Origin of the sequence: Natrinema versiforme JCM 10478, from assembly GCF_000337195.1 — an archaeon.
GTDB lineage: Archaea > Halobacteriota > Halobacteria > Halobacteriales > Natrialbaceae > Natrinema > Natrinema versiforme.
The window spans coordinates 17,036-42,450 of the sequence record NZ_AOID01000026.1 but is presented as its reverse complement, the minus strand read 5'-3'; the positions used below and the strand labels follow the sequence as shown (position 1 = coordinate 42,450).

General features: G+C 65.1%; 23 protein-coding genes. 10 read left to right on the top strand and 13 right to left on the bottom strand.

The window, feature by feature from the left end; genetic code table 11:
* Positions 1–3: 3 nt before the first annotated feature.
* From C489_RS07985 to C489_RS07975, 3 genes are all read right to left on the bottom strand, one after another.
* Positions 4–414, bottom strand: a complete 411-nt coding sequence (locus C489_RS07985) for a DUF7124 domain-containing protein (RefSeq protein ID WP_006430703.1) — start codon at positions 412–414, stop codon at positions 4–6.
* An 86-nt stretch (positions 415–500) separates the two neighbouring features.
* Positions 501–728 (bottom strand): hypothetical protein, encoded by a 228-nt coding sequence (locus C489_RS07980; protein ID WP_049890696.1) that lies wholly within the window; start codon positions 726–728, stop codon positions 501–503.
* 154 nt (positions 729–882) lie between these two features.
* Positions 883–2,121, bottom strand: a complete 1,239-nt coding sequence (locus tag C489_RS07975; RefSeq protein WP_006430701.1) for an NAD(P)/FAD-dependent oxidoreductase — start codon at positions 2,119–2,121, stop codon at positions 883–885.
* Positions 2,122–2,419: 298 nt separating this feature from the next.
* Here C489_RS07975 and C489_RS07970 point away from each other — a divergent pair, with 298 nt between their 5' ends.
* The 3 genes from C489_RS07970 (at position 2,420) to C489_RS07960 (ending at position 5,750) form a co-directional block, all read left to right on the top strand.
* Positions 2,420–3,007, top strand: a complete 588-nt coding sequence (locus tag C489_RS07970) for a DUF6149 family protein (protein WP_006430700.1) — start codon at positions 2,420–2,422, stop codon at positions 3,005–3,007.
* 115 nt (positions 3,008–3,122) lie between these two features.
* Positions 3,123–4,397, top strand: coding sequence for a polysaccharide deacetylase family protein (locus tag C489_RS07965; RefSeq protein ID WP_006430699.1), 1,275 nt, complete (start codon positions 3,123–3,125; stop codon positions 4,395–4,397).
* A 75-nt stretch (positions 4,398–4,472) separates the two neighbouring features.
* Positions 4,473–5,750 carry an MFS transporter gene (locus C489_RS07960; RefSeq protein ID WP_006430698.1) on the top strand — a complete coding sequence of 426 codons (1,278 nt, stop codon included), beginning with the start codon at positions 4,473–4,475 and terminating at the stop codon, positions 5,748–5,750.
* 84 nt (positions 5,751–5,834) lie between these two features.
* Here C489_RS07960 and C489_RS07955 read toward each other — a convergent pair whose 3' ends face one another.
* Entirely contained in the window at positions 5,835–7,172 is a 1,338-nt protein-coding gene (locus tag C489_RS07955) for an ABC transporter substrate-binding protein (RefSeq protein ID WP_006430697.1), read from the bottom strand.
* A gap of 274 nt (positions 7,173–7,446) precedes the next feature.
* On the opposite strand from C489_RS07955, the gene C489_RS07950 reads away from it, so the two are divergent.
* The 3 genes from C489_RS07950 to C489_RS07940 all read left to right on the top strand — a co-directional run bounded on the left by C489_RS07950 (position 7,447) and on the right by C489_RS07940 (position 11,997).
* Positions 7,447–10,611 (top strand): methyl-accepting chemotaxis protein, encoded by a 3,165-nt coding sequence (locus C489_RS07950; RefSeq protein WP_006430696.1) that lies wholly within the window; start codon positions 7,447–7,449, stop codon positions 10,609–10,611.
* Positions 10,612–10,739: 128 nt separating this feature from the next.
* A complete protein-coding gene (locus C489_RS07945) occupies positions 10,740–11,627 on the top strand; it encodes a homoserine kinase (protein WP_006430695.1) in 888 nt (295 codons plus the stop codon).
* Positions 11,628–11,634: 7 nt separating this feature from the next.
* Positions 11,635–11,997: a hypothetical protein gene (locus C489_RS07940; RefSeq protein ID WP_006430694.1), complete on the top strand. Its 363-nt coding sequence runs from the start codon at positions 11,635–11,637 to the stop codon at positions 11,995–11,997.
* A 107-nt stretch (positions 11,998–12,104) separates the two neighbouring features.
* On the opposite strand, the gene pdxS is transcribed toward C489_RS07940, so the two are convergent.
* Positions 12,105–13,013 (bottom strand): pyridoxal 5'-phosphate synthase lyase subunit PdxS, encoded by a 909-nt coding sequence (gene pdxS / locus C489_RS07935; RefSeq protein WP_006430693.1) that lies wholly within the window; start codon positions 13,011–13,013, stop codon positions 12,105–12,107.
* A gap of 118 nt (positions 13,014–13,131) precedes the next feature.
* A complete protein-coding gene (locus tag C489_RS07930) occupies positions 13,132–13,899 on the bottom strand; it encodes an acetoacetate decarboxylase family protein (RefSeq protein ID WP_006430692.1) in 768 nt (255 codons plus the stop codon).
* Between the two features lie 94 nt (positions 13,900–13,993).
* Here C489_RS07930 and C489_RS07925 point away from each other — a divergent pair, with 94 nt between their 5' ends.
* Positions 13,994–14,698, top strand: coding sequence for a DUF1405 domain-containing protein (locus C489_RS07925; RefSeq protein ID WP_006430691.1), 705 nt, complete (start codon positions 13,994–13,996; stop codon positions 14,696–14,698).
* A 23-nt stretch (positions 14,699–14,721) separates the two neighbouring features.
* Here C489_RS07925 and C489_RS07920 read toward each other — a convergent pair whose 3' ends face one another.
* The 3 genes from C489_RS07920 to C489_RS07910 form a co-directional block, all read right to left on the bottom strand.
* Positions 14,722–15,075: a DUF7344 domain-containing protein gene (locus C489_RS07920; protein WP_006430690.1), complete on the bottom strand. Its 354-nt coding sequence runs from the start codon at positions 15,073–15,075 to the stop codon at positions 14,722–14,724.
* Positions 15,076–15,281: 206 nt separating this feature from the next.
* A complete protein-coding gene (locus C489_RS07915; RefSeq protein ID WP_049890725.1) occupies positions 15,282–17,942 on the bottom strand; it encodes a valine--tRNA ligase in 2,661 nt (886 codons plus the stop codon).
* A 294-nt stretch (positions 17,943–18,236) separates the two neighbouring features.
* On the bottom strand, positions 18,237–19,142 hold the full coding sequence (locus C489_RS07910) for an HFX_2341 family transcriptional regulator (protein ID WP_006430688.1): 906 nt from the start codon (positions 19,140–19,142) through the stop codon (positions 18,237–18,239).
* A gap of 79 nt (positions 19,143–19,221) precedes the next feature.
* Between C489_RS07910 and C489_RS21540 the strand changes: the two genes are divergently transcribed.
* A complete protein-coding gene (locus C489_RS21540; RefSeq protein ID WP_152423126.1) occupies positions 19,222–19,638 on the top strand; it encodes a hypothetical protein in 417 nt (138 codons plus the stop codon).
* A gap of 53 nt (positions 19,639–19,691) precedes the next feature.
* Here the strand turns inward: C489_RS21540 and C489_RS07905 are convergent, their stop codons facing one another.
* The 4 genes from C489_RS07905 to C489_RS07890 form a co-directional block, all read right to left on the bottom strand.
* The gene (locus C489_RS07905; RefSeq protein ID WP_006430687.1) at positions 19,692–19,919 is read right to left on the bottom strand and encodes a DUF7860 family protein; all 228 of its coding nucleotides are present in this window, start codon (positions 19,917–19,919) and stop codon (positions 19,692–19,694) included.
* A 67-nt stretch (positions 19,920–19,986) separates the two neighbouring features.
* Positions 19,987–20,637: a hypothetical protein gene (locus C489_RS07900; protein ID WP_006430686.1), complete on the bottom strand. Its 651-nt coding sequence runs from the start codon at positions 20,635–20,637 to the stop codon at positions 19,987–19,989.
* 128 nt (positions 20,638–20,765) lie between these two features.
* A complete protein-coding gene (locus C489_RS07895) occupies positions 20,766–22,253 on the bottom strand; it encodes a sodium:solute symporter family protein (protein WP_006430685.1) in 1,488 nt (495 codons plus the stop codon).
* Entirely contained in the window at positions 22,250–22,537 is a 288-nt protein-coding gene (locus C489_RS07890; RefSeq protein ID WP_006430684.1) for a DUF3311 domain-containing protein, read from the bottom strand. The genes C489_RS07895 and C489_RS07890 overlap by 4 nt, the downstream gene beginning before the upstream one ends.
* Before the next feature lie 176 nt (positions 22,538–22,713).
* Here C489_RS07890 and C489_RS07885 point away from each other — a divergent pair, with 176 nt between their 5' ends.
* Both C489_RS07885 and dnaG read left to right on the top strand, forming a co-directional pair.
* The gene (locus C489_RS07885; protein WP_006430683.1) at positions 22,714–23,571 is read left to right on the top strand and encodes an ArsR/SmtB family transcription factor; all 858 of its coding nucleotides are present in this window, start codon (positions 22,714–22,716) and stop codon (positions 23,569–23,571) included.
* 252 nt (positions 23,572–23,823) lie between these two features.
* Complete coding sequence (gene dnaG, locus C489_RS07880; protein ID WP_006430682.1) at positions 23,824–25,311, top strand: DNA primase DnaG; 1,488 nt, start codon at positions 23,824–23,826, stop codon at positions 25,309–25,311.
* Positions 25,312–25,415 lie beyond the last annotated feature (104 nt).

Below are 25,415 nucleotides of genomic sequence, written 5' to 3'. Positions count from 1 at the left end.
AGCTCAGGGCCAGTCGTCGCGGACCTGCTCCGCGTCGTCATCCTCGTCATCGACCGAGGTCGCCAGAACCCAGTCGGCCGCCTCGGCGGCGTCCTCGACGGCGAGGTACTCCCAGCCGACCTCGTCGGCCAATTGCTCGTCTTCCTCGCTGGCACCGATGTAGACGTAGCGTTCGGTCTCGAACTGGTCTTTGACGCCCTCGAGGCTCTCGGCTTTCCCGCGGGGACCGGAGAAGAAGTCCTGTCGAATGCGGTTTTTCCGCGTGAAGTTGGTCACGACGTAGGTCGGTTTCTCGGAGACAACGCCGATGTACTCGGTCCAGCCTCTGGCGTCTTCGAACACGCGCTCGGGCGAGGCTACCTCTTTGAGCGCCTCGAGTTCGAACGCCAGGGTCATGTCGCTTTCGCCGTTCATGGGTCATCGAAGGCGCGCACGCGGGAAAACGACTTCGATACCACACACTCACGGCGGGTATCGACAGGCCGGACCGGCGGACCGACTCAGACGCGTTCGACGCGGTAGTAGTCCGTGAAGACGATCACCTCGCCCGGCTCGAGGTCGGTCTCGGCGGTCGTGACGGGTCGGCCGCCCGAAACGGCGCGATAAACGGCCCCCAGTGTCTCCGAATCGAGCTGATCGATGTGGCGAACGGTCGCGTCCGTCGCGACCGAGTCGACGCGCTCGAGGCGTAGCGACCGACGGCGGAGTGTACTGGCAGCCATGGTCATTGATACCAAATGACGTGGTATAACTTAACACTTATGCCGGGTGACCGACCGGTTGGTCCGGCACAGGTGGCCCTCGAAATCGGATCCGACGCTACGGGACAGAACGAAGGTCGAGTACCGGAAAAACAGCGTGAGCGACTACAAACGACTGCGACTACTGCTCTTGTGGCGGTGCGAGTTCGTCCAGATCGACGGACTGCTCGAGCAACACGTCGGCCTGATCGGCGACGACGCGCTGTTCGCGCATCAGCTGTTTGAACTTGCTCTGGGGCGAGAGGTCGCCGATGAGGACGCCGCCGACGATCTTGCCGTCCTTGAAGGCGATGCGTCGCCACTCGGTGTCGCTGTACTTTCGCTCGGCGTGTTCGTCGCCCAGTGTCGGGTGACCGAACGAGAGGAACGGGAAGTCGAAGTGGGTGATGGAGTACGAGGAGACCCACTGGAACCCTTCGGCTTCCTCGTCGGCGGCCATGTTGACTGCGGCGACGCGGCCCTGTTCCTTGGCCGAGCCCCACGAGCCGTTCTGGCCCCGCTCGCCGAGCAGGACGTCGTAGAACTGGGTGAGGTCGCCCGCGGCGTAGACGTCGTCGACGTTCGTCCGCATGTACTCGTCGACGACGATGCCGTTGTCCTGTTCGATGCCGGCACCGCGGAGGAACTCGGTGTTGAAGGTGAGTCCGATGGCGGCTCCGACGAAGTCACACTCGTAGCGGTCGCCGTTGGGGTCGACCGCGGCGGTGACGTGCCCGTCGTCGTCGGTCTCGAAGTGATCGACGCCGCTGTCGAAGACCGGTTCGACGCCGACCTCGCGCATGCCTTCGTGCATGATCTCCGCGCCGTCAGCCGAGAGGGCGTAGCGCCACCAGCGGTCGCCGCGCATCAGGTAGTCGGCTTCGATGCCCTGTGCGCCACAGACGGCCGCGAAGTCGATGCCGAGCAGGCCGGCACCGACGATGACGCCCTTATCGGCGTTTTCGGCGTGCTCGCGGATGCCACGGGCATCTTCGAACGTCCAGAAGTGGTGGACGCCGTCCGCGTCGCTGTTCTCGACGGGCAGCTGTGTCGGTGTGCCGCCGGTGGCAACGAGCAGTTTGTCGTACGGAATTTCGCCGCTCTCGTGGGTGTTGACCACCTTCGCGTCGGTGTCGACGCTCGTCACGTAGGTGTTCAACGAGAGCTCGATATCTCGTTCCGCGTACCAGTCCTCGTCGTGGATCGAAATGGGGGCTTCGGGGAGCTTTCCCTTCGCGTGTTCCTTGATGAGAATCCGGTTATACAGTGGCTCCCCCTCATCGGTGATGACGGTAATCTTCGCGTCCGGGTCTTCCTCCCGGAGGGTCTCGGCGGCCGAACTACCCGAGATCCCGTCACCGATGATGACGTACTGAGTCATATCCGGAACGTTCGTAATGAGGGTTAAAGTGGGTTGCTATCTCGTCTATTTTACCGGACCGGCCCGGCTGACACAACGATCGTAAACTGAACGCCGAATATGTTCACCCGAGTGGTATCGGGTCCGCCGGTTCGAGCCGCCCCTCGAGTGAGCAAGGCTTGCTGCCATCTCTGACAAGCGGCCCTGAACCGGCGACTGCCGGCCCGCGAGCACAGACCGGCGGCTGGGCCACCCGATCCGTCGGAAGCTAACATTGTTGTCCGAACCGTTCTTGAGGGCGTGCACCCAAAGCAGGACCATGAAACTCCGACAGAACGCGAAACACTTCGCCTATCGAAAGGCCCTCGAGACCCCCGGCGTCCGGTCGGTCGCCAACTCGGGACTGGTCCGTCTCCACACGAAGATCTTCACCGGGAAGGCCGATCCCGCCCACGCCGAGGAACGGAAGGACCACCTCGACGGCCTCTTCGACGCGACGATGGACGCCTACCTGCGGGCGCTCCAAGAGGGCTATTCCGAGGCCGAGGCCCGCGAAATCACCCACATCCAGTCCAACTTCGACTTCTACAACCACGGCTGGACCGAGATGATGGAGTTCCCCGCCGACGAACTCGAGGCCCACTACGATCGCTACCGGGAGTTCTTCGAGCGCTGGGACGTGACGATCGACGAGCCACTCGGCCAGTTCGCGCCGCCGGAGGGGATCCCCGAGGCCCCGTCGACGCCCGAGCGACTCGAGGACCCCGAACACCCCCACGCCGAGGGCGGCTTCGCCGACGACGTGTACATCGAAACGGACGACGGCGAACTCGTGATCGGCGGACAGGAGGAACCCGACGACGACGATATCTCGGAGGCAGTCAGCGTCGAGGACGGCGACGACTGAGTCACGCACGGGACGAATAACCGGTCCTCCAGTTCGGTATAGGACCCAATTACGTCCGAATAAGTGACGGTAACGAGATCGTAACAATAGCCGCGAGTGACGTGTCCGTCGGTAAATGCAACGGCGGCACTACCTCGCGCTGACATCGTCGCTCTGTCTGGCCGGCTGCCTCGCCGCGAGAGACGACTCGACGCCGGCGGAACCGGATTCGAACACGACCGCGGATCCCGGGCCGTCACCGAAGCCCGAATCCGACGACCGACCGCCGAACGGCCACCCGATGGCCGGCACGATCGACGATTTCGAAACCCTCGATTCGTGGGAGACCTTCGGCGGCACGCTGTCGCCCGACTCGAGCCGATCGGTCGTCGGCACGCAGAGCGCCCGCTTCGAGATACCGGCGAGCGAACGGACCGGCGGAATCGCGACCGCGTTCGCGGAGCCGCGGGATCTCACCGACGTCGTGCCCGGCCTCGCCGTCGCGTCGGACGGCCTCGTCGTCCCGTGGCTCCGGCTGGTCGACGACGCCGGCAACGAGATCGATTACCGCCGCGGGATCAAGGCCGACCTTCCCCTCGTGCGGTACAACTTCGGCGTCGAGGAGATCGCGGACGGCTTCGACCCCACCGCCGTTCGGGAGGTGTACGTCCTCGTCAGAACGGACGACGGCGAGTCACGAACGGTCTGGGTCGACGACCTCCACCTCGTCCCGCGGCCCGAGACCGGGGCGGTGATGATCCAGTTCGACGACGCCCACGTCACCGACTACACGCGCGCGCTGCCGATCCTCGAGGAGTACGGCTATCCCGCGATCGCCTTCGTCAACCCCGGCCGGATCGAAGCCGAGACCCGCGGTGCCGACGACCCTGGCGGCTTCCCCAGACTCACCGTCGATCAGGTCCACGAACTCGACGAGGCCGGCTGGGTCATCGCCAATCACTGCTACTCCCACCCGCACCTGTCGGAACTCGAGCGCGAGGCCCAACGAACCGAAATCGAACGGGGGAAGGCCTGGCTCGAGAAGGAAGGGTTCGAGGACGGAGCGCAGTACTTCGCCTATCCCCACGGGGATTACGACGAGCGGACGCTCAACCTCGTCGAACAGTGCCACGATATCGGCTTCGCTGGCGGCCGCCCCGTCCAAGGCTACGCCGTGAACCCGCGACAGACCTCCCGGATCGGCGAGCCCAGTGCCGAGAAAGCCCGTACCGCCATCGAGCGCACGGCGTCGATGCGGGGCATCACCTCGCTGTTCTTCCACCGGCTCGAGGGCGACCTGCTCGCCGACTTCGAGGCGACGATAGAAGCGATTCACGAGTACGAATCGGCCGGCGAACTCGAGGTGATCCTCCCGGCGGATCTCGAGCGCGAGTACTGGTACGACGTCTAGCGTTCGCGGACAGGCGACGCCGGTTTCCAAGCCGCTAAGTGGACGGGGCGTGCCGATTGAGACACTGACCCCCACATGGCCCTGAACGCGAACGATCGGTCGATCGCGGGTTTTACGATGGCCGGGCACGCTCTCGTTCACTGGTTCGAGACCTCGATTCCGATCTTTCTGGTCGTCTGGTTGGCCGAGTTCGACGTGGGCACGACGCTGTTGGGCCTCATCGTCGCGCTCGGCTACGCCCCGTTCGGGCTGGGTGCGCTCCCCGGCGGAATCCTCGCGGACCGGTACGGCACCAAGCGGCTCATCCTGTGTTGTCTCACCGGGATGAGCCTCTCCTTTCTCGTCCTCTCGCTTGCGACCTCGATCTACGCCATCGCCGTCGGATTGATCCTGTGGGGGATCGCCGCCAGCGTCTACCATCCCGCCGGACTCGCGCTCATCAGCACCGGCGTTGAGGATCGCGGCACGGTCTTTGCCTGGCACGGGATCGCCGGCAACGCCGGCATCGCGCTAGGGCCGTTCGTCGCCGCGACCCTCCTGATCTCCCTCGACTGGTCGCTGGTCGCCGCGTTGCTCGCCGTTCCCGGCGTCCTCGCCGTCATCTACGGGCTCAGCGTCGGGTTCGAACCGACCGCAGCTGTCGCGGACGAGGCCGACGCCGGCCCCGACGAGGCGCTGTCGGCGTCGGAACTCCTCGGGAACACGCGGACCCTGTTCGCGAGCGCCTTCGCCGTCGTCTTCGTCCTCGTCACGTTCGAGGGACTCTACTACCGGGGCACCCTGACCTACCTCCCCGAGATCCTCCACGGGCTCCCGGCGATGAACGGCCTCCCGTTGCCGGCCGGCCTCGAGGGGATCGAGCCCGCCGACTACATCTACGTCGGCCTGCTGGTCGTCGGGATCGGCGGCCAGTACGCCGGGGGGAAACTGACGGATCGCGTGACGCCGGCCCGCGGCCTGACGGGCATCTTCGCCGTCCTCGCGGTCCTCGCGCTCCTGTTTATCCCGGCGACAGCGGCGGGCATCGGGCTCGTCCCGGTCATCGTCCTCTGTGGCGTTCTCGGGTTCTTCCTCTTTGCCATCCAGCCGTTCTACCAGAACGCCGTCGCGATCTACACGCCCCCGGACGCCCGCGGGCTCTCCTACGGCTTTACCTACCTCGCGGAGTTCGGCTTCGGAGCGGCGAGCATCGCGCTCGGCGGCTTCGTGCTCGACGCGTTCTCCCGGACGGCGTTTTTCGCGCTGATCGCCGGATTCGCGGCCGTCGGCGGGCTCGTCGCGGGCGTGCTGCTGCTCGGCAGCGGTCGATTCACGGAGACACAGTCCGTCGCGGAGACGAACGCTGACGATTGATCTAAGTGGACTGTGAACGCGACACTGCAACGAATACCATCGCAAGAACAGATCCCGAACGCGGTCGCGGTCCGCTTGAGCGGCCTACAGCCAGTCGGGGGTCTCGTATTCGGCACCGTCGGCCGCGTGTTGGTCCGGCCAGATGACGGTCTGCTCGCCCTCGCCGGCGTCGTTTTCCTGCCACTGGAAGTAGACCGGATGGACCTTGTCCTCGCCGTAGATGACGTCGTGGGGGTGGTCGTCGTTCTGCCCGTGGAACTCGATGTTCCCGGTCGTCCCTTCGAAGGAGGTCTCCTCGAGGGGGGTGACTAACTGCTCGGACTCGAGGGTCTCGCCGCGCTCGGCCGCATCGGCGAATACATTGACCGCGTCGAAGGCGATATAGCCGGTATAAACCGGGCTGGTCCCATCGTATTCGTTCCGGTAGTCGGTGACGAATCCCGGTGTCTCGGTCGTGATTTCGGCGGTCGCCGTCGCGCTGGCGTAGCCGGCGGCGTACTCGCAGGCCCCGTCAGTCGCCTCGTAGTACCCCGGGTCCTGCATCGGGACGTGAATGCCGCCGAACTCGAACTCCCGCTCTTCCGGCCGCCAGTCCTGCAGCGCGGCGGTGCCGGTGTGGGCCGTCGAAATGAACGCCGCGTCCGCACCCGACTGCTCGATCTCGGTGTAGATATCGGAGAAGTCGTCGGTCGCCGGTGGATACCGCTCCCACATCTCGACATCGATGTCGGTTTCGGGGAACTGACTCTGGTAGAACGACCACAACCCGTCGGTCCACGCGTAGTCCTCGGCGAGGACGGCGATTGAATCCCACCCCATGTCCTCGCTCTTGTCGGTGAGAAAGTCGATTTGGGCCTGCGCGAGATTGGTTCCGTTGACCGGGCCGACGCGGAAGTGATACTTGTACTTCTCGTAGTCGTCGGCGACCCGCTGGCTCGCCGTCGTCGTCGCAGAGCCGGCCGTGAGATGGATCGTCTCCTGTTCGGCGATGTCGTCCATCAATGGAACGAGCGCCTCGGTCGTGGAGATGCCGACGGTGACGTCGGCACCCTCCTCGAGGACGAGTCGCTGGTACTGGCGGCGGGCCTCGAGCGGACTCGCGTTCGTGTCGCCCACGACCATCTCGACGTCGCGGCCGAGGATGCCGTCGTTCTCGTTGAGTTGGTTGACGGCGAGCCGTGCGCCCCGCACGATCGAGCGGCCGGTCGAATCGCTCCCCGGATCGGGCGCGAGCACGCCGATTGTGACCGGTTCGACCTCGTCGCTGCTGACCATCGAGCCGGCGGTTTCGAGACAGCCCGCTACCGAGAGTCCGGCCGCGCTCCCCGCCGTCGTTTTGAGTAGCTGACGGCGATCGAAACCGCGCTGCTGGTCGTCACTGGCGGGAGAGCCCACGTTCCCGCGTCCGTGATCATCATCCATATTGGACAGTCGTTTCGACCTATGTTTCTTAACGTTTGCGAATAATATCAGCTATAGGTCATGATACGATGACGAGCGGATTCGTGCTCGGTAATCCCACATATTTATCTAAAAATGCGTGAGAAGTTTTGTTTTTACAATATATTTCTATATAGTTTGTCTGTGCGAGGGAAATTCCATCCCGAGGACGACAGACGGGACCACGATCCAATTATCACCTCCGATAACCGTGGCTGACAATTTATGTAGTGACGAAATCACGCGTTCTCTATCCATGGATTTCGCTCGACGGTTGGTGCCGAAAGCTATCCGACGCAGGTACGCGGTCAAGTTCGGGATCGCGCTGCTCATACTCGGGCTGTCGGTCGGCCTGATCGGATACGGCGCAACGGGAGCAATCACGACGCAGATGGAGGATCGGGTTCAGGACGATCACGCATCCGCGGCCGGGCAAGAAGCCCAGAGCCTGCAGATGTGGAACGAACAGAACGAACATACGGTCGGGACGATCGCCCGGTCGGACGTCGTCGCCAGCGACGATCCGGCGGCGATCCAACATCGATTCCTCGACTGGGAGGAACACTTAGACGCTGATACGTTCGATATTACCTACGTCGATCTCAGCAATGAAACGGTGACCGCGAGTACCAACGAGGACGTTCGCGGCGCGTCGATCGACGACATCAGTAACGTCCCTCGAAGCGCGTACGACGACGCATCCGAGACCGTTCCGTGGGTCTCCGACGCCTATCTCGCCGACGGCGAGTTCGGACAGAACACGACCGTGATCACGTACGTCCAGCTCTCGCCCGAAAACAACGATCGAGCGGTCGTCTACACCGCCGATCTCGAGGCGTACGCGAATCAGCTACAGGACGAGGAGGGTGTCACGACGGTGGTCCTCAACGGCGAGAACAGGATCATGCTCGACAACGCCGGCTACGGCGAGAACCACGAGACGCTCGGCTACACCTACAGCGACGAGTCCGGCCTCGCCCAATCCGCGCGAACCGAGGGCGCGACCACCCGACAGCTCGCCGGTTCGGACCTCTCGTTCGATAACTACGCCTACGGCCTCGGTGAGGACAACGAAAACGACTACGTCGCCAGTTCCGCCCGCGTGTTCGGGACCGACTGGGTCGTCCTGACCGTCGAACCCGCCGATCAGGCGCTCGGGTTCGTCACCACGATCAACGAGTGGGGTATCTACGCGACGCTGCTCGGCGTGCTCATGATCGGCGTCGTCGGGGCCGTCCTCGGCCGGAACACGGCGGTCTCGATCGACCGGCTCACCGATAAGGCAAACCAGATGGAGGAAGGCAACCTCGATGTCGACCTCGAGACCCGGCGGATCGACAACATCGGCCGGCTCTACGACGGGTTCGACTCGATGCGGGTCGCCCTGCGCGAGCAGATCAAGCAGGCGGAAGCCGCCCGCGAGGACGCCGAGCGCGAACGCAAGCGCGTCCAGGAGATCAACGACGAACTCGAAAAGACGGCCGCCGATTACAGCGACGTGATGGAAGCGGCCGCCGATGGCAATCTGACGGCCCGGATGGAGGCCGACGGCGACAACGAGGCAATGGCCGAGATCGCCGAGGACTTCAACGAGATGCTCGACGAGATCGAGCAGACTATCGCGGAACTCAACCGGTTCGCGACTGATGTCGCGACCGCCTCCGAGCAGGTGACGGCCTCGAGCGAGGAGGTTCGCTCGGCCTCCCAGCAGGTCACCGAGTCGATTCAGGAGATTTCCGACGGCGCGGACCGACAGAACGAGTCGCTGCAGTCGGTCAACCAAGAGATGAGCGGCCTCTCGACGACGACCGAGGAGATCGCCGCCTCCTCGAACGAGGTGGCCGATATCGCCGAACGAACCGTCGACACCGGGAAGGAAGGGCAGGAAGCCGCCCAAGCGGCGATCACTGCCATGGACGAAATCGAGGACGAGGCCGGCAGCGCCGTCAGCGAGATCCGCCGGCTCGAGGAAGAGGTCCAACAGATCGACGAACTGATCAACACGATTTCCGAGATCGCCCGCCAGACCAACATGCTGGCGCTGAACGCCAACATCGAGGCCTCCCGCTCCGCGGGTGGCAGCAGCGACGACGAAGGGTTCTCCGTCGTCGCAAAGGAGGTCAAGGCCCTCTCCGAGGACGTCGCCGAGGCGGCCGACGAGGCCGAAGACCGGCTCGAGGCGATCCGCGAGCGAACCGAGGAGTCCGCCGTCGAGGTCGAGGGGACGAGCGCCGACATCGAAGACGCCAGCGAACAGGTTGAGGAAGCGGCCAACGCACTCGAGGAGATTGCCACCCTCGCACAGGAGACGAACGTGGGCGTCCAGGAGATTTCCGCGGCGACCGAAGAGCAAGCGGCCTCCACGCAGGAGGTCGTCGCGATGGTCGACGACGCGGCGACGATTTCCGACGAGACGACGGCCGAAGCCGAGAACGTCGCCGCCGCGGCCGAAGAGCAGACCACCGCACTGACCGAGGTTACGAAGTCCGCCTCGAGCCTCTCCGAACAGGCCTCGCAGCTCTCGGAGGCGCTCGACCGGTTCGACACCGATATCGACCGCGCCGAGGTCGACCTCGAGTCGACGTTCGACGTCGACGCGGACCTCGACGCAGCCGAGCAGAACTTCGACGTTGACGATGCCGGCGAGACGGACGACACGGAGCAGGGAATCACGTTCGATGCGGATGCCGATAGCGAGCAGACCGAGCCGGACGATACCCTCACGTTCGACGAGGGCGCGGACGACGACGCGATCGAGTTCGAAGCTGGGGACGACACGGACGCCGCCGACCAGTCCGAAACCGACGTCGAACTCGAGGGCGAACCGGCCGCCGAAGCGTTCGACGCCGACCAGTCGACCGAACCCAAGATCGACCTCGACGACGAATCAGCCGCCGAACTGTTCGACACCGACCAGTCGGCCGACGGCGATGCGGTTCCCGACGCCGGCAACACGTCGGCGACCGAGGAGCCCGCTGAGACGACCGAGATGGGTGCAGAGGAGATCCTTGGAATCGAGGAGAGCGACGGCGACGGGTTCGACCCGGCGACCACAGCGGAGTCGACCGATCCGCTCGCGGACCCTGATCTCGAGACGGCAACCGACGCCGAGGACGCCGACATCGACGCGGCCGAGGACGCGGCACACGCGGTTGAACCGGTGACCGAGTCCGACAACGAAACCGATGCGACGGCCGGCCAGCCGCTCGAGCCGGTCGACGACGGACTCGGCGATGCGGCTGGCGACGCCGAGTCGAACGCGGTGGACGACGACAGCGTTGACAGTGACGACTCGACGGCCGGAGACACCCTCGCGAGCGATGAGGAAAGCGAGGACAACGACACCGAAGCCGATGACGACGACAGCGAGGCCGAAAGCGACGACGTGTTCACCTTCGGCACCGCAGACGACGACGAGTAACGCCGCGACCGGTCTCGCGTAGACCGGCCGCTGCGGCGTCGATCCGATTCGGGTCGCCACCGCTCGTTTTTGCGCTATTGTCGGCGTCGTTCGCTACCTTTTTGACTGCCGTCTCGGAAGGAATCGGCATGCTCACCGTGCGGGCACCCGCGACGAGTGCGAACCTCGGGAGTGGCTTCGATGTCTTCGGTGTCGCTCTCGGAACGCCCGCCGACGTGATCCGGGTCGAACGCGCCCCAGAGACGACGATTTCGATCACCGGTGCCGGCAGCGAGTACATCCCGGAAGACCCCGCCAAGAACACCGTCGGCGCGGTCGCCGACGCGCTCGACGCGCCGGCCCGCATCCGGATCGACAAGGGCGTCAGACCGTCCTCGGGACTGGGGTCGTCGGCCGCAAGCGCGGCCGCCGCCGCTGTCGCGTTGAACGCGCTTTACGACCGCGGCCGGTCCCGGGAAGAACTCGTTCCCGTCGCGGCCGAGGGCGAGGCGCTCGTCTCCGGCGAGGCCCACGCGGACAACGTCGCACCCGCCCTACTCGGCGGCTTTACCGTCGTCACCGAGGACGGCGTCACACAGGTCGACGCGTCGGTCCCCGTCGTCGCCTGCCTGCCCGACATCTCCGTATCGACCCGCGACGCGCGCGGCGTCGTCCCCGACTCGGCCCTGATGGACGACGTCGTCACCACCGTCGGCAACGCCGCCACGCTGACCGTCGGCATGACGCGAGACGATCCGGACCTCGTCGGCAGCGGCATGAACGACGATATCGTCACGCCCGAACGCACCAAACTGATTACCGGTTACGACCAGGTCCGTGAGGCCGCCCTCGAGGCGGGAGCGACCGGCGTCACGGTCAGCGGGGCCGGGCCGGGGATCCTCGCGGTCTGTCGCCGGCGGGATCGGCGGGCCATCGCGTCGGCGATGGTCGACGCCTTCGACGCGGTCGGCGTCGAGAGCCGGGCCTACCAGACCGCGATCGGGCAGGGCGCGACGCTGTACCCGGACGACTCGTAGCTCGGCGATGGGAACGCGAACCGACGGCGTCCTCGCACTGATCGCGCTCGCCGCGTTCCTCGGCCTCGTTTTTCTCATCGATGCATCGCTCTCGATTTACTTCCTGCTCGTCGGCGGAGTGGCGACGATTACGTTCGAACTGCTCGCCGCTCGAGACCCGGCGCTCGTTCGGGACTACTGGGAACGGCGGCCGGTCCAGATTGCGTCGCTCGCGGTGGCGATCGGCGGAGCCGCCGTCGGCGCTCGAGTCGTGCCGGTGCCGATACTGTCACTGTGCTGTGGTGCGACGCTAACCTATCTGGTCTTTCTCGCGCTCCTCCGAACGGGCGTCATTCCGCCGCTCGAGACGTGGTGGGAGTCGGACGCGTAACGGTCGGATTCACACACTACGGACGGGAGAGCCACAAAACGAGCGTGCGTGCCGATCGATCGGCGGTTCGGAGTCAGCGAACGGGTCGGCATTCGGTCGGTCGCCGATCAGACGCCCCGACCCTGCAGCTTCTCCTCTTCGGGGAGGTCGACGTTCGCGTCACCTTTCATGCTCTTGCCGAGGTTCTTCGAGATCTCGGCGAGGGTTTCGGATTCGTCCCAGTTGTTGGTCGCCTCGACGATCGCTTCGGCCATCTCCGGCGGGTTCTCCGCACCGAAGATGCCGCTGCCGACGAAGATACCGTCGCACTCGTGGTGCATCATGAGCGCGGCGTCGGCGGGCGTCGCGATCCCGCCGGCGGCGAAGTTGACGACCGGGAGCCGGCCCATCTCGGCGGTCTCGTGGACCAGTTCCGCGGGCGCTTCGATCTCTCGAGCGTAGGCATCTCGCTCCTCGTGTTTCATGCCCTCGAGTTCGCGGATCGCGCCCTTGATCGTCCGCTGGTGGTGGACCGCCTGGTTCACGTCGCCGGTGCCGGCCTCGCCCTTGGTACGGATCATCGCCGCACCCTCGTCGATCCGGCGCAGCGCCTCGCCGAGGTTGCGCGCGCCGCAGACGAACGGGGCGGTGAAGTCGCGCTTGTCGATGTGGTATGCGTCGTCCGCCGGGGTGAGGACCTCGGACTCGTCGATCATGTCGACGCCGACGGCCTCGAGGATCTGGGCTTCCTTCGTGTGACCGATTCGGGATTTGCCCATGACGGGGATCGAGACCGACTCGACGATTTCCTCGACGTCGGCGGGGTCGGCCATCCGAGCGACGCCGCCGCGTTTGCGAATGTCGGCGGGGACGGCTTCCAGCGCCATCACGGCAACCGCGCCGGCTTCTTCGGCGATGCGGGCCTGCTCGGGGTCGACGACATCCATGATGACGCCGCCTTTCTGCATCCGTGCGAAGCCGCGCTTGACGAGATCGGTCCCGCGTCTGAGTTCCTCGAGATCGGTATTCTCGGCCATACGCCGCGGTTAGGAGCCCCGGCACTTACGCGTGTTCTTTGGGGATGATTCGGCCGCAGGAACCGAAATCGTCGGTAGCCGCTCGGTCTCGAATCGCGCTCAACCGGACAATCGCCGGTTAGCCTTCCACCCGTTCACCCTCGGACAGCCGCGCTCGCACCGTCGAGCCGTACAGTCGGGTAAGCGGCCGTTGCCACAGTCCGAGTTCCGCAGCCAGTTCCGGCGCGACCTCGAGTCGCGTGCCGACCGACGGGCCGGGAGCGATCGCGACCTCGCCCCGAATCTGGGCCGCCGTCCGCAAGAGCGCGCCGTCGTTCCGCGTGTAGCTGGCCATGGACCAGTCCCGCGCCCGAGCACCGGTCCGGGGGTGAGCAACCTCGAGTCGGACGGTCTCGCCGCCGCCGTAGCGGTCCCCGTCAGCATCGACGACGGTTCGAATAGCGTTCGGCCCGTCGCTCACCGTGATAGCGGCCCGCTCCTTGGGGAAACCCCAGAGTTCACGGCCGAGCGCGATCGACGGGTCGGTCGTCACCGGCAGCCAGTGGACGTAGCCGCCGATCTCGCTGTCGACGAGCTGTGCGCCGGGGAGGCTCGTCCGGCTCCCGCGGACCGCCGGGACGATGACGGCGAACTCGTCGTAGGGCTCGAGTCCGGTCCCGCCCCGATCGCCGCCGCCGACGCGATGGTACCGGATCCCGACGAGCGCGACGCAGCCGATACCGGGCGCGATCGCGAGCGACGAGAGTCCCTCGGGCAGGACCGCCTCGAGCCGGCTGCGTCGAGCGGGAACGGTAACGCCGCCCATCGCGAACGAGAGTTCGAGCGGGAGCGCGACCTCGTGGCCGGTCGAGAGTCGTTTTCGCGTTCGTTCGTCGACCGTGGTCATGGGCGAGGCTACGGCGGGGCCGGTCGTAGTAGTACGGGACCGTGCGCAGCGATAACCGCTACTGTTTTGCGGGTTCCGTCCGTCGCGCCGGACAATGACCGCGTCGACGCTGACGGCGGACCGCGAGCGGCCCGACGACGAGTCGCTGCCAGCGTATCTCGCGCCGGTCCCGACGACGCTCGAGGACCTGGGCCTGCGCTTTGCGTGGCTCGTGGTCGCGATCAACCTCGCGGGGACGGCCTTCGGCTTCTGGTACTACTCGGGGCAGTTCACCCAAACCGCGACCGCGCTGTGGCCGTGGGTGCCCGACAGCCCGCTCGCGACGCTGTTCGTCGCGCTGGCGATCGCCGCGTGGAAACTGGGCCGCGAGCAGCCGTGGCTCACCGCGCTGGCGTTTTTCGGTAACCTCGTACTCGGGCTGTGGACGCCGATGACGTTGCTCGCCTTCGCCGACTCCTACGCGTATCTCTCGCCGGTGATGTTTCACTTCCTCTTCTGGAGCCACCTCGCGATGGTCGTCCAGGCGCTTGTCCTTCACCGGATCTCCGACTTTCCGGTGTGGGCCGTCGGCGTCGCCGCCGTCTGGTACTGGAGTAATCTCATCGTCGACTACTTCGTTCCGATCGTGGGCGAGCCACACCACACGATCATCCCCGTGGCCCGGGACACCGCCATGTTCCTCGAGGCCGACGCGCTCGGCGTGATCGCTGCGGGCGAAGTCTCTTTCGTACTCCTCGCACTCTTTCTCGCGCTCGCGATCCGAGTCAAAAAGTGCGAAGCCGTCAGCCGTCGGGCGTAACCGACGGCGAACGGGGCCGGTGTCTACAGGTCATTGACGAACGCGAGTTCGAGGTACGGGTCGAGCGCGCTGGCGGCGGCCCGGCGCTCGACCGTGCCGGCGTCCGCGTCGTACCGCAGGACGTCCGCGTCGATCAGCTTCTGCAAGTGGTTGTGGTGGAACTCGGCGGTGATCCGCTCGATCCGCTCCCGGGTCGACCGTCCCTCCCGGTCGGCGATCCGCTCGACGAGATCCGCGAGGCTGACTGCCCCCAGGTTCCCGGAGAGGTAGTACAGCGCGTACCGGCGCTGCTCCTCGAGCAAGAGCTCGAAGATCGTATCCGAGGTGATCGAGGAGTCGGTTTCGGCGGTGGTGGCGTCTGAGATGTCTGTCTTCATGCGGTGCTCTGTACTCGGCTTACGCGACGGCCAGCGACGTATCGGCTCTTTCCAACGTCAGCAGAGCACGGGTACTGATTGAGCGAACCCGTCATAGCCTTTCTGCTACCGTACGTTATTCTGAACAATGCGGTGTCTTCTCCCGCGATCGTCCAAAGGAACGGGTTACACGAGGCCGAACCGATTGCGGGCGGATGAGGCCGGTTCTACTCGAGGATGACGACCGCCGACTCGGTCTCGACCATCTCGCCGTCGCCCGAGTAGGTCCGCTCGAGTTCGACCTCGAACAGTTCGTCCTCGAGTTCCTCGCCGGCGACTCGCAGCACGCCGGCGTCGTCGTCGATTTCGTACTCGCCGCTCTCGATGCCGGCGTCGATGTCGCCGACCTTCGAGCCGAACTTCGGCCCGAGCGTGGAGTAGTCGAGGTCGATCTCGGCGACCTCGGTCGTGATCTCCGGGGGCTCCGCGAGCACGTCGAGTTCCTGCACGTGCATCACGTGCTGGATCGCGTCTTCGAAGCCCTCGATGGGGCCGTAGACGGCGACCGACTCGAGGTCGGCGTTCAACGGGAGCTGGTGCTCGCTCTTGTAGCGACGCAGCGCCGAGATGACCTCCATGGCGGTCTCACCGGCCTCGAGGTCCGCGTCGTAACCCTGTGGGCTGGGCCAGTCGCGGGTGTGGATGCTCTCGAGGTCGCCGTCAGCGTCTGCATAGACGGCCTGCCAAATCTCCTCGGTCGCATGGGGCAGGAACGGGGCCCACAGCTCGAGAAAGGTCCGGTGAGCGGTCCGCAGCGCGTACTGCGTCGAGGGGTTGTCCTCGCGGGTCTTGGCAATCTCGAGGTAGTCGTCACAGAACGTGTTCCAGAAGAAGGTCCGCAGGCGGTCGCGGGCCTTCGCGAACTCGTAGTCCTCGAGGTGGGCGGTGAGATCCGCGACGGCGTCGTCTAGCTCGGCGAGGAGCCAGCGGTCGATCGCCTCGAGGTCGGCGGGCTCGTCGGGATGGGCGGGCGCGAGCGTGTCGGTGAGCTTCGAGGCGTTCCAGAGCTTGCGCAGGAGTTTCTCGCCGGCGCGGAGGTCTTTCTCCTGGTAGGGGAAGTCGTCGCCGACCGCGGCGCTTGCGGCCCAGAACCGGACGGCGTCCACGGGGTAGTCGGCGAGCACCTCATCGGGTTCGACCACGTTGCCCCGCGATTTGGACATCTTCTCGCGGTTCTCGTCTAACACGTGGCCGTTGATCATCGTCGCGTCGAAGGGCACCTCGCCGGTGTGCTCGTAGCACTTGACGATGGTGTGGAACAGCCAAAAGGAGATGATGTCGTGGCCCTGCGGGCGGAGATCGAACGGGTAGAGTTCGGGATTGTCCATCGTGAACGCCTCGCTCTCGGCGTCCCAGTCCCAGCCGGCGTTGATCAGCGGCGTCAGCGAGGAGGTCGCCCACGTGTCGAAGACGTCCTCTTCGGCCTCGAACTCGTCGTGGCCACACTCCGGACAGGCCGAGACGGGGGGCTCGTCCGAGAGCGGATCGACCGGCAGGTCCTCCCGGTCGGCCATGATCGGGTGATCGCAGTCCGCGCAGTACCAGACCGGGAACGGAATCCCCGAGTCGCGCTGGCGGGAAATGAGCCAGTCCCACTCGAGGCCCTCGATCCAGTGCTCGTAGCGGGCGAACATCTTCTCGGGGTACCAGTCCATCTCCCGGCCGGCCTCGAGGTACTCTTCCTTGTGATCGAGGATTTCGACGTACCACTGCTTGGAGACGCGGTACTCGACGGCGGTGTCACAGCGTTCGTGGACCTGCACGGCGTGGGTGATCTCCCACCGATCGCGCAGGGAGCCCTCCTCCTCTAAGTCCTCGACGATAGCCTCACGGGCTTCCTCGGTGGACATCCCCTCGTAGTCGCCGGCGAGGTCGGTCATCGTCGCGGACTCGTCGATGGCGACCCGCAGCGGGAGGTCGTGGGCCTGGTACCACTCGATGTCGTTCTGGTCGCCGAAGGTACAGCACATCACGACGCCGCTGCCTTTCTCCATGTCGACGCGCTCGTCTTCGATGATCGGCACCTCGTGGCCGAAGATCGGGATGCGAGCGGTCTCGCCGACGAGGTCCTGATTCTCCTCGTCGTCCGGGTGGACGAAGACGGAGACACAGGCCGGGATGAGTTCCGGTCGCGTCGTCGAGATGACGAACTCGTCCCGAGGGGCGTCCTCGCCGACGAGGTCGAACGCGATGTCGTTGAAGTGCGAGCCGCGCTCGTCGTCTTCCATCTCGACCTGCGAGATGGCCGTCTCGCAGTCGGGACACCAGATCGCGGGTGCCTTCTTCCGATATTCGCGTCCCTTCTCGTGGAGGTCGAGGAAGGAGAGCTGGGAGATCCGCTGGACGCGGGGTTCGATCGTCTTGTACGTGTTATTCCAGTCGATCGAGGTCCCGAGGTTCTGCATCTTCTCCGTGAACTCGGCCTCGTACTCCGTACAGACTTCGCGGCAGAGTTCCTGGAATTCCCGGCGCTCGTAGTCCTGATGGCGGATGTCCAGTTCCGACTCGGTCAGGCGCTCGCTGGCGATCCCGTTGTCGTCGTAGCCGAAGGGAAAGAGCACGTCGCCGTCGTGCATCCGCTGGAATCGCGCGGCGAAGTCCTGCAGGGTCGAGCCGTAGAGGTGGCCCATGTGCAGGCTGCCCGAGACCGTCGGCGGCGGCGTGTCGATCGAGTAGACGGTGTTCGGGTCCTCCTTTTCGTCGCCCTCGTAGGCGTAGACGTCCTCGTCGATCCAGCGCTGTTGCCAGCGGGATTCGACGGCGTCGGGGTCGTAGCCGCCCTCGAGGCTGGGCTCGTCGTCGGCGTGTTCTGGCGTGTCCGTGCTCATGTTCTCACTGCCCGTCGCGGGCGTCGTCGGTACGTCGATCGCCGAAAGTGCGGTTGACTGTCGTCCATAGAGCGGTCGTTGCTCGGTAAATACCGGTCGCCGACAATACATCCGTCGAAACGGGGTGGGGAATGCGGGGCTATCGGGCCCCTACGAAAACGCCATCGCGTGGGCCGTGGGCCGAATCGAAGGTGGCCGTGCCGGGCGTGGCCATATATCCGGTATTGGGTACCGACGTGTTAGGTATTTCGCGTCGCAGAACCCACAGCAGGCGGGCCGACGACTCGAGGGCAGTCACTCGTCGGTATCGTCGTCGGAGTGGGCTCGCACCCACAACTCGCCGATCCGGGAGAGCCGCGTTCGATAGGACTTGCCGTGTTCCTCGCGCTCGATGTAGCCCTTGCCGCCCGGGCCCAGCCGATCGACGTTGTAGATGACCTTCGACCGGAAGCTGTCGGTGTACTCCTCGTTCAACTCGCGGGCCAGCGATTCGGCGAGTTCGGAAACGGAGTCGAACTCGCCGTCCTCGCCGAGTTTGTACAGAATGAGTTCCTCGAACGGTTTGACGTTCGAGAATGAGGCGACGGGCAACTCGACGATGTGCTTGCCGTCGATTTCTTTCGCGCCGATCGTCGTCCCGCGCTCGTCGAACTCGGCTAAGAGGTCGCGGGCGCTCTCGAGTCGGGTCCCGACCCGGTCGTTCTCGATCCCCTCCTCCGTTGCCCGGAGATCCTCGAGCAGTGCGATTTGCTCTCTGAGTTCCTCGGCGAGTTCGGTCTCGAGGTACTTCTCGGGGGCGGTGTAGTAAGTGTGGATCCCCTCGCGGTCCTCCTGGCGTTCGACCATCAGGGAGTGGGCGGCGTTGGCGAAGGCGAAGCTCACGGTTCGGGGCATCGCGGCGACGTTGACCCAGACCTCGTTGCCCGAGTCGAGTTCCGCGGTGATGAGTTCGTAGGCCTGCTCGAAGGCGTCGTCGTAGTCGTAGACGTCCTCGAGGACAAACCGCTCGGTCTCGGCCCCCAGCAGGTTCTCGAAGTCCGTCTCGAGTTTCTTCGAGAGATGGCGAGAGTACTCGACGTTTGCCTCGCTGCCGACCGCCCCCTCGAGCAAGATGACGCTGTCGACGTCGATCTGATCGCGCACGAGCGGCGCGATCAGCCGGTCGTAGTCGAAGCCGACCGGAACGATGTGAGTTTGCATATGGAATGCGTGGGGTCGGTGTTTATAAAAAACACCAGTTCTTGTACCGTTCAATCAACAATCAACACTACGACATGTGATGGTAATTCGCAAAAATAATGGGAGAGCACTTCGGCTGTCATACATGGTGAATATTGATAAGTCAGATACAGTTAGAAAAGCAGATAATTTTCTCAATAGTGTCATTTCTGGTGTAGTGGGTGGAAGCATAGTAGCAGTTTATTCAGAGAACGGGATAAGGTCCTTTGCCGTCAATCATCCTATCGCAATTACAATATTTCTTATCATGTTAGGTTCTTCAGGCATATTTGCAATTAAAATGATAACAAAAGCGTCCCTAAGCGACGGAAGAGTTGAGGATACCAATAGCCGCCGTGGTGGTATTAATTCTGCAAATATAACTTGGCACGCTACTTCGAGTGATAATTCTAATTTGAAAGTACTATCCAACGATAGTGAGGAAGAAGTCAGCGTATATATAGAGATGAATGAATAGGAGGTGCTTTAGCCGTGTGAAGGATGCCAGAAAACCTCCGAGTCGTCGACCGGCTACTCCGTCAGCGGCATGATGATGCCGAAGACGAACGGCGAGGCGAAGCCGATGGCGAACCCGATCATCGTCATCGCGTAAAACAGCGTGTTCTCCCACTGGGGGAGCGATCCGAAGACGGCGTGTCCGACTAACTCGCTGCCCGCACCGATGACGAAGAGAGCGAGTCCGAGGAAGAACCCCCGCTTTGCGAGCCGCGAGTAATCTGGGCCACTGTAGTATCCCATACGTGGTGGTACACGGCCGTTCCATTAATTATTTCGACATTCCGACGCCGGTTGAAAGTCGAGCCCGTTACTCCTCGGTCGCACCGTCGTCCGCAGCCTCGAGGTCGAGCCCTCGGAACAGGTCGACGATCGCCTCTCGGTCGCGGGCCGGATCGACGTCGAGGGCGGCCCCGAGCAGGTCCGCGCCGTCGGGTGCCTCGATCGGGAGCACCCCGCCGGCCATCACGTACACGTCGGCGGCGGGCCAGACGGCGATGTGCGCTTCGGCATCGATCGTCGCGCTCCCGTCGCCGCCGTCGCCGTCGGCCGTGTTCTCGGCGTCGATCGGATACGCAGCTTCGAGCACGGTGAGGTGCCCGACAGCCCCGTCCGGCCGATCGATGTACTCGCTTGCGCGTTCCCCGGCGACGGCGATGGCGTCGTCCTCGAGGGTCTCGACGAACTGGTCGCGGACCGTCGGCGCGGCCGTCTCGAGCGCGTCGGCGGCGTCGAGGCCGATAGTAGACAGCGACGGTGACACGCTGAGATCGACGGTAAACAGCGACCGAGCCGGGATGTTGCCGCCGCTCCGGAGCGACTCGAGCGCGTCGGCGGTCGAGCGATGTTCGAAGATCGTCGTCTCGGCGGTCACCGTCGCGAGCGAGATGCTGGTCTGATCGGTTCGGGCTCCGAGACGGTCCCACGCGTCGGCGACCGCGGGCGGCAGATCGATGGCCATCGTCGGTGCGTACGCGGCCGGGGCCTTTCGGCGTGGCGGTTGCGACAGTGGCATACGGTTGCTGTGAGTCATTGCCAGCGCGCCCCCAACGGTCGAGGTTGCGCCGAGAAATCGTCACAGTAACCGTCTCAGTCCGCGCCCAGCCGATCGAAGTAGATCGCCCGCCGTTCGGCGGCCGCCGGCGAGGTCAGCAGCGAAACGACGACGGTGACGACGAGGCCGAGCCCCATCCCGACGAGGCCGGCCGACCAGCCGGCGTAGGAGCCGGGAACGACGGCGAAGAAGAGACTCGAGACGTAGAAACACTGGCTGGCCACGACGCCGGCGGTGATGCCGGCCCGCGTGATGCGTCGCCAGTAGAGCGCGAGCAGAATCGGCAACGCGAGCTGGGCGAAACCGCTGAAGGCCGCGTTGCCGATTTCGAACAGCGTCGCGGGCTGGAACAGGCTGACGACGAACGCAGCGGTGGCGAAGATCACGACGCCGGTGCGCGCGATCAAATCCTCGCCTCGCTCGGAGAGCGTCCAGCCGAGGAACGCGGCGATCGGCCGGAAGAGGTCCCGCGTGAAGTACGACGAGCCCGAGAGCAACATCGAGTCCGAGGAGGACATCATCGCGGCCATCGCGCCGGCGATGACGAGCGCGGCGAACCACGTCGGCGTGTACTCCGCGAGGACCAGCGGCAGGACGTTCGCGCCCTCGGGAACCGCAACCTCGAGCCCGGCGGCCCACGCGCCGAGCATGAACGAGGGAACAAAGAGGAGGACACACAGGATCGGCCAGAGGGCGAACGAGCGCTTGAGCACGGTTTCCGACCCGGCGGCGAAGAACCGCTGGTTGACCTGCGGGAACATCGCGACGCCGAAGCCGATCGTGATCGCCGTCGAGAGCATCCACGGGACCGTGTAGTAGTCGCCGCCGAGGGAGAGAAAGTCGGACGTGTCGGGGTTCGACGCGAGCGCGTCAGTCGCAGCCCCGGGACCGCCGACGGCCGCGAGCACCCACAGCACGGCGACCCACGTCATGACGAGCATGAACGCCCCCTGTAGCGTGTCGGTCCAGGCGATCCCGCGCATCCCCGCGATGACGACGTAGAGGATCATGAACGCGGTGATCAGTCCCGCACCGGCGGCGTAGGGGACCGCGCCCTCGGTAAGGGCCTCGAGTGCGGTGCCGGCCCCGACCTGCTGGAGCATGACGTAGGGGAAGAGCCACAGCAGGCTGACGCCGGCGACGAGACCGCGGAGCCACGGCGAGCCGAAGCGGTCGCCCAGCATCTCGCCGAGCGTGACGTAGCCGAACTGTCGGCCGAGCAGCCACTGCTTGTAGCCGACGACGTACCAGAGGATCGCGAAGATAATGCCGTCCATCAGGCCCATGACGAGCACCCATTCGGGACCCTGCGCGTAGGCGATGTTCGGCCCGGCGAAGAAGGTAAACGCCGATAACAGCGTCGCGAAGGTGGTAAACAGCAGGACGACCGTGCCGAGCGTTCGACTCGCGAGGTAGAAGTCCTCGGCGGTGCGGTCGGTCAGCCGGTAGGCGACCAGCCCGACAGCGAGGGCGATCAGCAGGTAGCCCACGATGATCGAGAGCTGGAGCGTAACCGCGTTCACGGCGAATCACCGCCGGGTCGGCCGTCTCGAGCGCGCTCTGTTCGGGTCCCGTTCCCGCCGATCGAGTCGTCACCGCGTCTACCGGTTTCGATGCCGATCCCCCACGCGCGCTGGGTGAATAGCCAGAAGACGAGCGATGCGAGCCCCATCCAGCCGACGTGCCACCAGAGCCAGATCGGGAGCCCGGCGACGATAGTCGCCGACCCCCAGAGGAACCACGGAATCGCGAGCGCGGCGAGGGCGATTCCGACGGCGATCCAGCCTCCCAGTTCGGTCCGACGCATGTGCGATGGTACGTCCCGACGTGGGTAATTCTTACTATTCGAACGGCGCTATCGAAGAGATATATTCATCGAATCGCCATCCCGGCTTCGTCGCGCGGTTTCCGGTAGCTGAAATCGCTCTTTCACCGAGGAAAAAGAGTATATGTGTTTGTCATCGAATAGGAATCGAACCTCGTATGGCCCGTCTCTTCCCCTTTCGCTCCGATACGGCCGCCGAAGAGGGCCAACCGCGCGTCGTCGACCTCGAGGGCGAGGACGGCGACGCGGTGTTCGGCGCGCTCTCCTCGACGACGGCCCGGCGGATCTACTCACAGCTCGACGACGAACCCGGCACCCCGAGCGACATCGCCGACGCGGTCGACTCCTCGATTCAGAACGTCCGCTACCACCTCGAGAACCTCGAGGACGCGGGGCTCGTCGAGGTCGTCGACACGTGGTACTCCTCCCGGGGCAACGAAATGAGCGTCTACGCGACGACCGACGGGCCGCTGATCGTGACCAGCGACGAGTCGCGAGCGTCGCAGCTAAAGGAGGCGCTGTCCCGGTTTATCGGCGGTGTCGGCGCGCTGGCGGGCGGTAGCCTGTTGGTCCAGTATGCGATGACCCAGTGGCTCGCCCCGTCCGGAACGAGGTCGACCGCGGACGGGGGGACACAGCCAGCCGGGACGACCGACGACTCGAGCGGTGAGAGGACGACCGACGAGACGGCGGGCGACGCTGGTACCGAGACGACGGATGGGGGCGATGCTGGTGCCGGAGCAGCGGACGAAGGCGACGGTCTCAGCGCCGCGGATGTCGGTACGTCCGATCAGAACGGGTCCGAAAGCGCCAGCAACGGCGACGCCGGGGGCGGGGGCGCAGATCCCGGCTTCGACGCCGACAACGAGACGCTCCAGAACGCGACCGACGGCGGCGCGGAGGCGATCGATACGGTATTCGGCTCCGTCCCGCCGGGGCTGCTCTTCTTCCTCGGCGGGTTAGTCGTTCTGCTCGCGATCACGGCGTACTGGTACTGGTACCGGCCGTCGTACTAACCTCGAGCGGCGGTTCGATTCAGGGTGGCCGAACGAAGCATCTGGGGATGTGCATGGCGCGTTTCTGTCGTCACGAGAGCGGGCCATTCGCTCGTCGCGGCACCCCGCCTCTCGAGGGTTGCCGGCAGCGGAACCACACTCGACAAACACCTGCGGAGGTCAACAGCTATTTGCACCCCACGGCCGAAATCGTATATAAATCGGTCTCTGTACGCTATCCGCGTCACCGCCCCTCCCGGGGACAGATCTCCAATGGAAGACACGTCGAAATACCTCATTCACGCCTCCGTCACGGCTGACGGGATCGTCGAGCGGAGCGATGTCGTCGGTGCGATCTTCGGTCAGACCGAAGGCCTGCTCGGCGACGACCTCGATCTCCGCGACCTCCGCCAGTCCGGTAAAGTCGGCCGCATAGACGTCGAAATCGCAAGCACCGGTGGCCAGTCCCACGGCCACGTCACGATCGCGACCAGCCTCGATAAAGTCGAAACGGCGACCCTCGCCGCCTCCCTCGAGACGATCACCCGGGTCGGTCCCTGCCGGGCCGACCTCGAGGTCGACGAGATCGAGGACGTCCGAGCGGCCAAACGCAAGGAAGTCGTCGACCGCGCGAAGGAACTCCTCCGGACGGGGTTCGACGACACGATCATGTCCTCGGACGAGATCCTCGCGGAGGTCCGCCAACAGGTCCGCGTCGAGGATATCACCGAATACGAAGGGCTGCCCGCAGGTCCCCGCGTCACCGACAGCGACGCCATCATCGTCGTCGAGGGGCGGTCCGACGTGCTCACGCTGCTGAAATACGGCATCAAAAACGCCATCGCCGTCGAGGGGACGAACGTCCCCGACGCGGTCGCCGAACTCACCCGCCACCGCACCGTCACGGCCTTCCTCGACGGCGATCGGGGCGGGGACCTGATTCTCGAGGAACTCGCCCAAGTCGGGGACATCGATTACGTCGCGTTCGCCCCCGCCGACAGCTCCGTCGAGGACTTAGACCACCACGAACTGTTCGCCGCGCTCCGGAACAAGGTCCCCTACGAGACCGTCTCGGAGCTGAACGAACCCCGGGAGGCCGTCGCCGCCACGGACGGCAGTACGACGCCGGCACCGCGGCCGTCGGAAGGCGAACCCGCCCCGCCGGCGATCGGCGACGAGGCGGACGGCGACCGCGACGACCGTTCGGCGTCCGCGGCCGCCTCGAGTGAAGCGAGTGACGCGGTGGCCGACTCGAGCGAGGCCGCGACGGGTCCCGATGCCGCCGACGGAACGCCGGCGAGAGCGAAGACCGAACGAACGGACGCGGAGCCGACGGGAACCTCGGCGCAGTCCACCGACGGGCGCGAAACGGGAGCCAGCGAGGCTGAGGATACCGGTGCAAGGGCTCAGGCCGAATCCGCATCCGTGGCCGACGAAGCGACCGAACCCGAAACCGTCTACGGCCACGCGACTGCGATCATCCGGTCGGAGACCGGCCGCGTTCGGTTCCTCGACGCCGACGGCGAGGCGATCGGTGAAGCCGACGCGGCCGATGTCTACGACGAGCTCGAGGGGCTCGAGGCGGTGCCGACGACGATCGTGCTCGATACGGTTCTCGACCAGCGGCTGCTGGATCTGGCCGCCGACCGCGGCGTCGAACGGATCGTCGCGCGCTCGCTCGGGCAGTTCACCAAGCGCCCGACCGGGGTTCAGATCCACGCGATCGACGACATCGCGAAACGGCCGCCGAACGGGCACTGATCGCGACATCCTCTCATACGGTCTACTGTACGTCATTGCCGATGGGACCGCGACTGCCCTGCGGCCCCACCGGTAAATCGGTACAGGAAACCGTCTCAGTCGCT

Bases quoted from the DNA above. Each gene is read 5' to 3' on its own strand.
- C489_RS07900 (WP_006430686.1), bottom strand. From the start codon at position 20,637: ATGGCCATCGATCTGCCGCCCGCGGTCGCCGACGCGTGGGACCGTCTC.
- C489_RS07985 (WP_006430703.1), bottom strand. From the start codon at position 414: ATGAACGGCGAAAGCGACATGACCCTGGCGTTCGAACTCGAGGCGCTC.
- C489_RS07925 (WP_006430691.1), top strand. From the start codon at position 13,994: ATGACCGCGTCGACGCTGACGGCGGACCGCGAGCGGCCCGACGACGAG.
- C489_RS07910 (WP_006430688.1), bottom strand. From the start codon at position 19,142: ATGCAAACTCACATCGTTCCGGTCGGCTTCGACTACGACCGGCTGATC.
- C489_RS07930 (WP_006430692.1), bottom strand. From the start codon at position 13,899: ATGACCACGGTCGACGAACGAACGCGAAAACGACTCTCGACCGGCCAC.
- C489_RS07980 (WP_049890696.1), bottom strand. From the start codon at position 728: ATGACCATGGCTGCCAGTACACTCCGCCGTCGGTCGCTACGCCTCGAG.
- C489_RS07970 (WP_006430700.1), top strand. From the start codon at position 2,420: ATGAAACTCCGACAGAACGCGAAACACTTCGCCTATCGAAAGGCCCTC.
- C489_RS07965 (WP_006430699.1), top strand. From the start codon at position 3,123: ATGCAACGGCGGCACTACCTCGCGCTGACATCGTCGCTCTGTCTGGCC.
- C489_RS07885 (WP_006430683.1), top strand. From the start codon at position 22,714: ATGGCCCGTCTCTTCCCCTTTCGCTCCGATACGGCCGCCGAAGAGGGC.
- C489_RS07955 (WP_006430697.1), bottom strand. From the start codon at position 7,172: ATGGATGATGATCACGGACGCGGGAACGTGGGCTCTCCCGCCAGTGAC.
- dnaG (WP_006430682.1), top strand. From the start codon at position 23,824: ATGGAAGACACGTCGAAATACCTCATTCACGCCTCCGTCACGGCTGAC.
- C489_RS07915 (WP_049890725.1), bottom strand. From the start codon at position 17,942: ATGAGCACGGACACGCCAGAACACGCCGACGACGAGCCCAGCCTCGAG.
- C489_RS07950 (WP_006430696.1), top strand. From the start codon at position 7,447: ATGGATTTCGCTCGACGGTTGGTGCCGAAAGCTATCCGACGCAGGTAC.
- C489_RS07920 (WP_006430690.1), bottom strand. From the start codon at position 15,075: ATGAAGACAGACATCTCAGACGCCACCACCGCCGAAACCGACTCCTCG.
- C489_RS07945 (WP_006430695.1), top strand. From the start codon at position 10,740: ATGCTCACCGTGCGGGCACCCGCGACGAGTGCGAACCTCGGGAGTGGC.
- C489_RS07890 (WP_006430684.1), bottom strand. From the start codon at position 22,537: ATGCGTCGGACCGAACTGGGAGGCTGGATCGCCGTCGGAATCGCCCTC.
- C489_RS21540 (WP_152423126.1), top strand. From the start codon at position 19,222: ATGGTAATTCGCAAAAATAATGGGAGAGCACTTCGGCTGTCATACATG.
- C489_RS07905 (WP_006430687.1), bottom strand. From the start codon at position 19,919: ATGGGATACTACAGTGGCCCAGATTACTCGCGGCTCGCAAAGCGGGGG.
- C489_RS07960 (WP_006430698.1), top strand. From the start codon at position 4,473: ATGGCCCTGAACGCGAACGATCGGTCGATCGCGGGTTTTACGATGGCC.
- C489_RS07975 (WP_006430701.1), bottom strand. From the start codon at position 2,121: ATGACTCAGTACGTCATCATCGGTGACGGGATCTCGGGTAGTTCGGCC.
- pdxS (WP_006430693.1), bottom strand. From the start codon at position 13,013: ATGGCCGAGAATACCGATCTCGAGGAACTCAGACGCGGGACCGATCTC.
- C489_RS07940 (WP_006430694.1), top strand. From the start codon at position 11,635: ATGGGAACGCGAACCGACGGCGTCCTCGCACTGATCGCGCTCGCCGCG.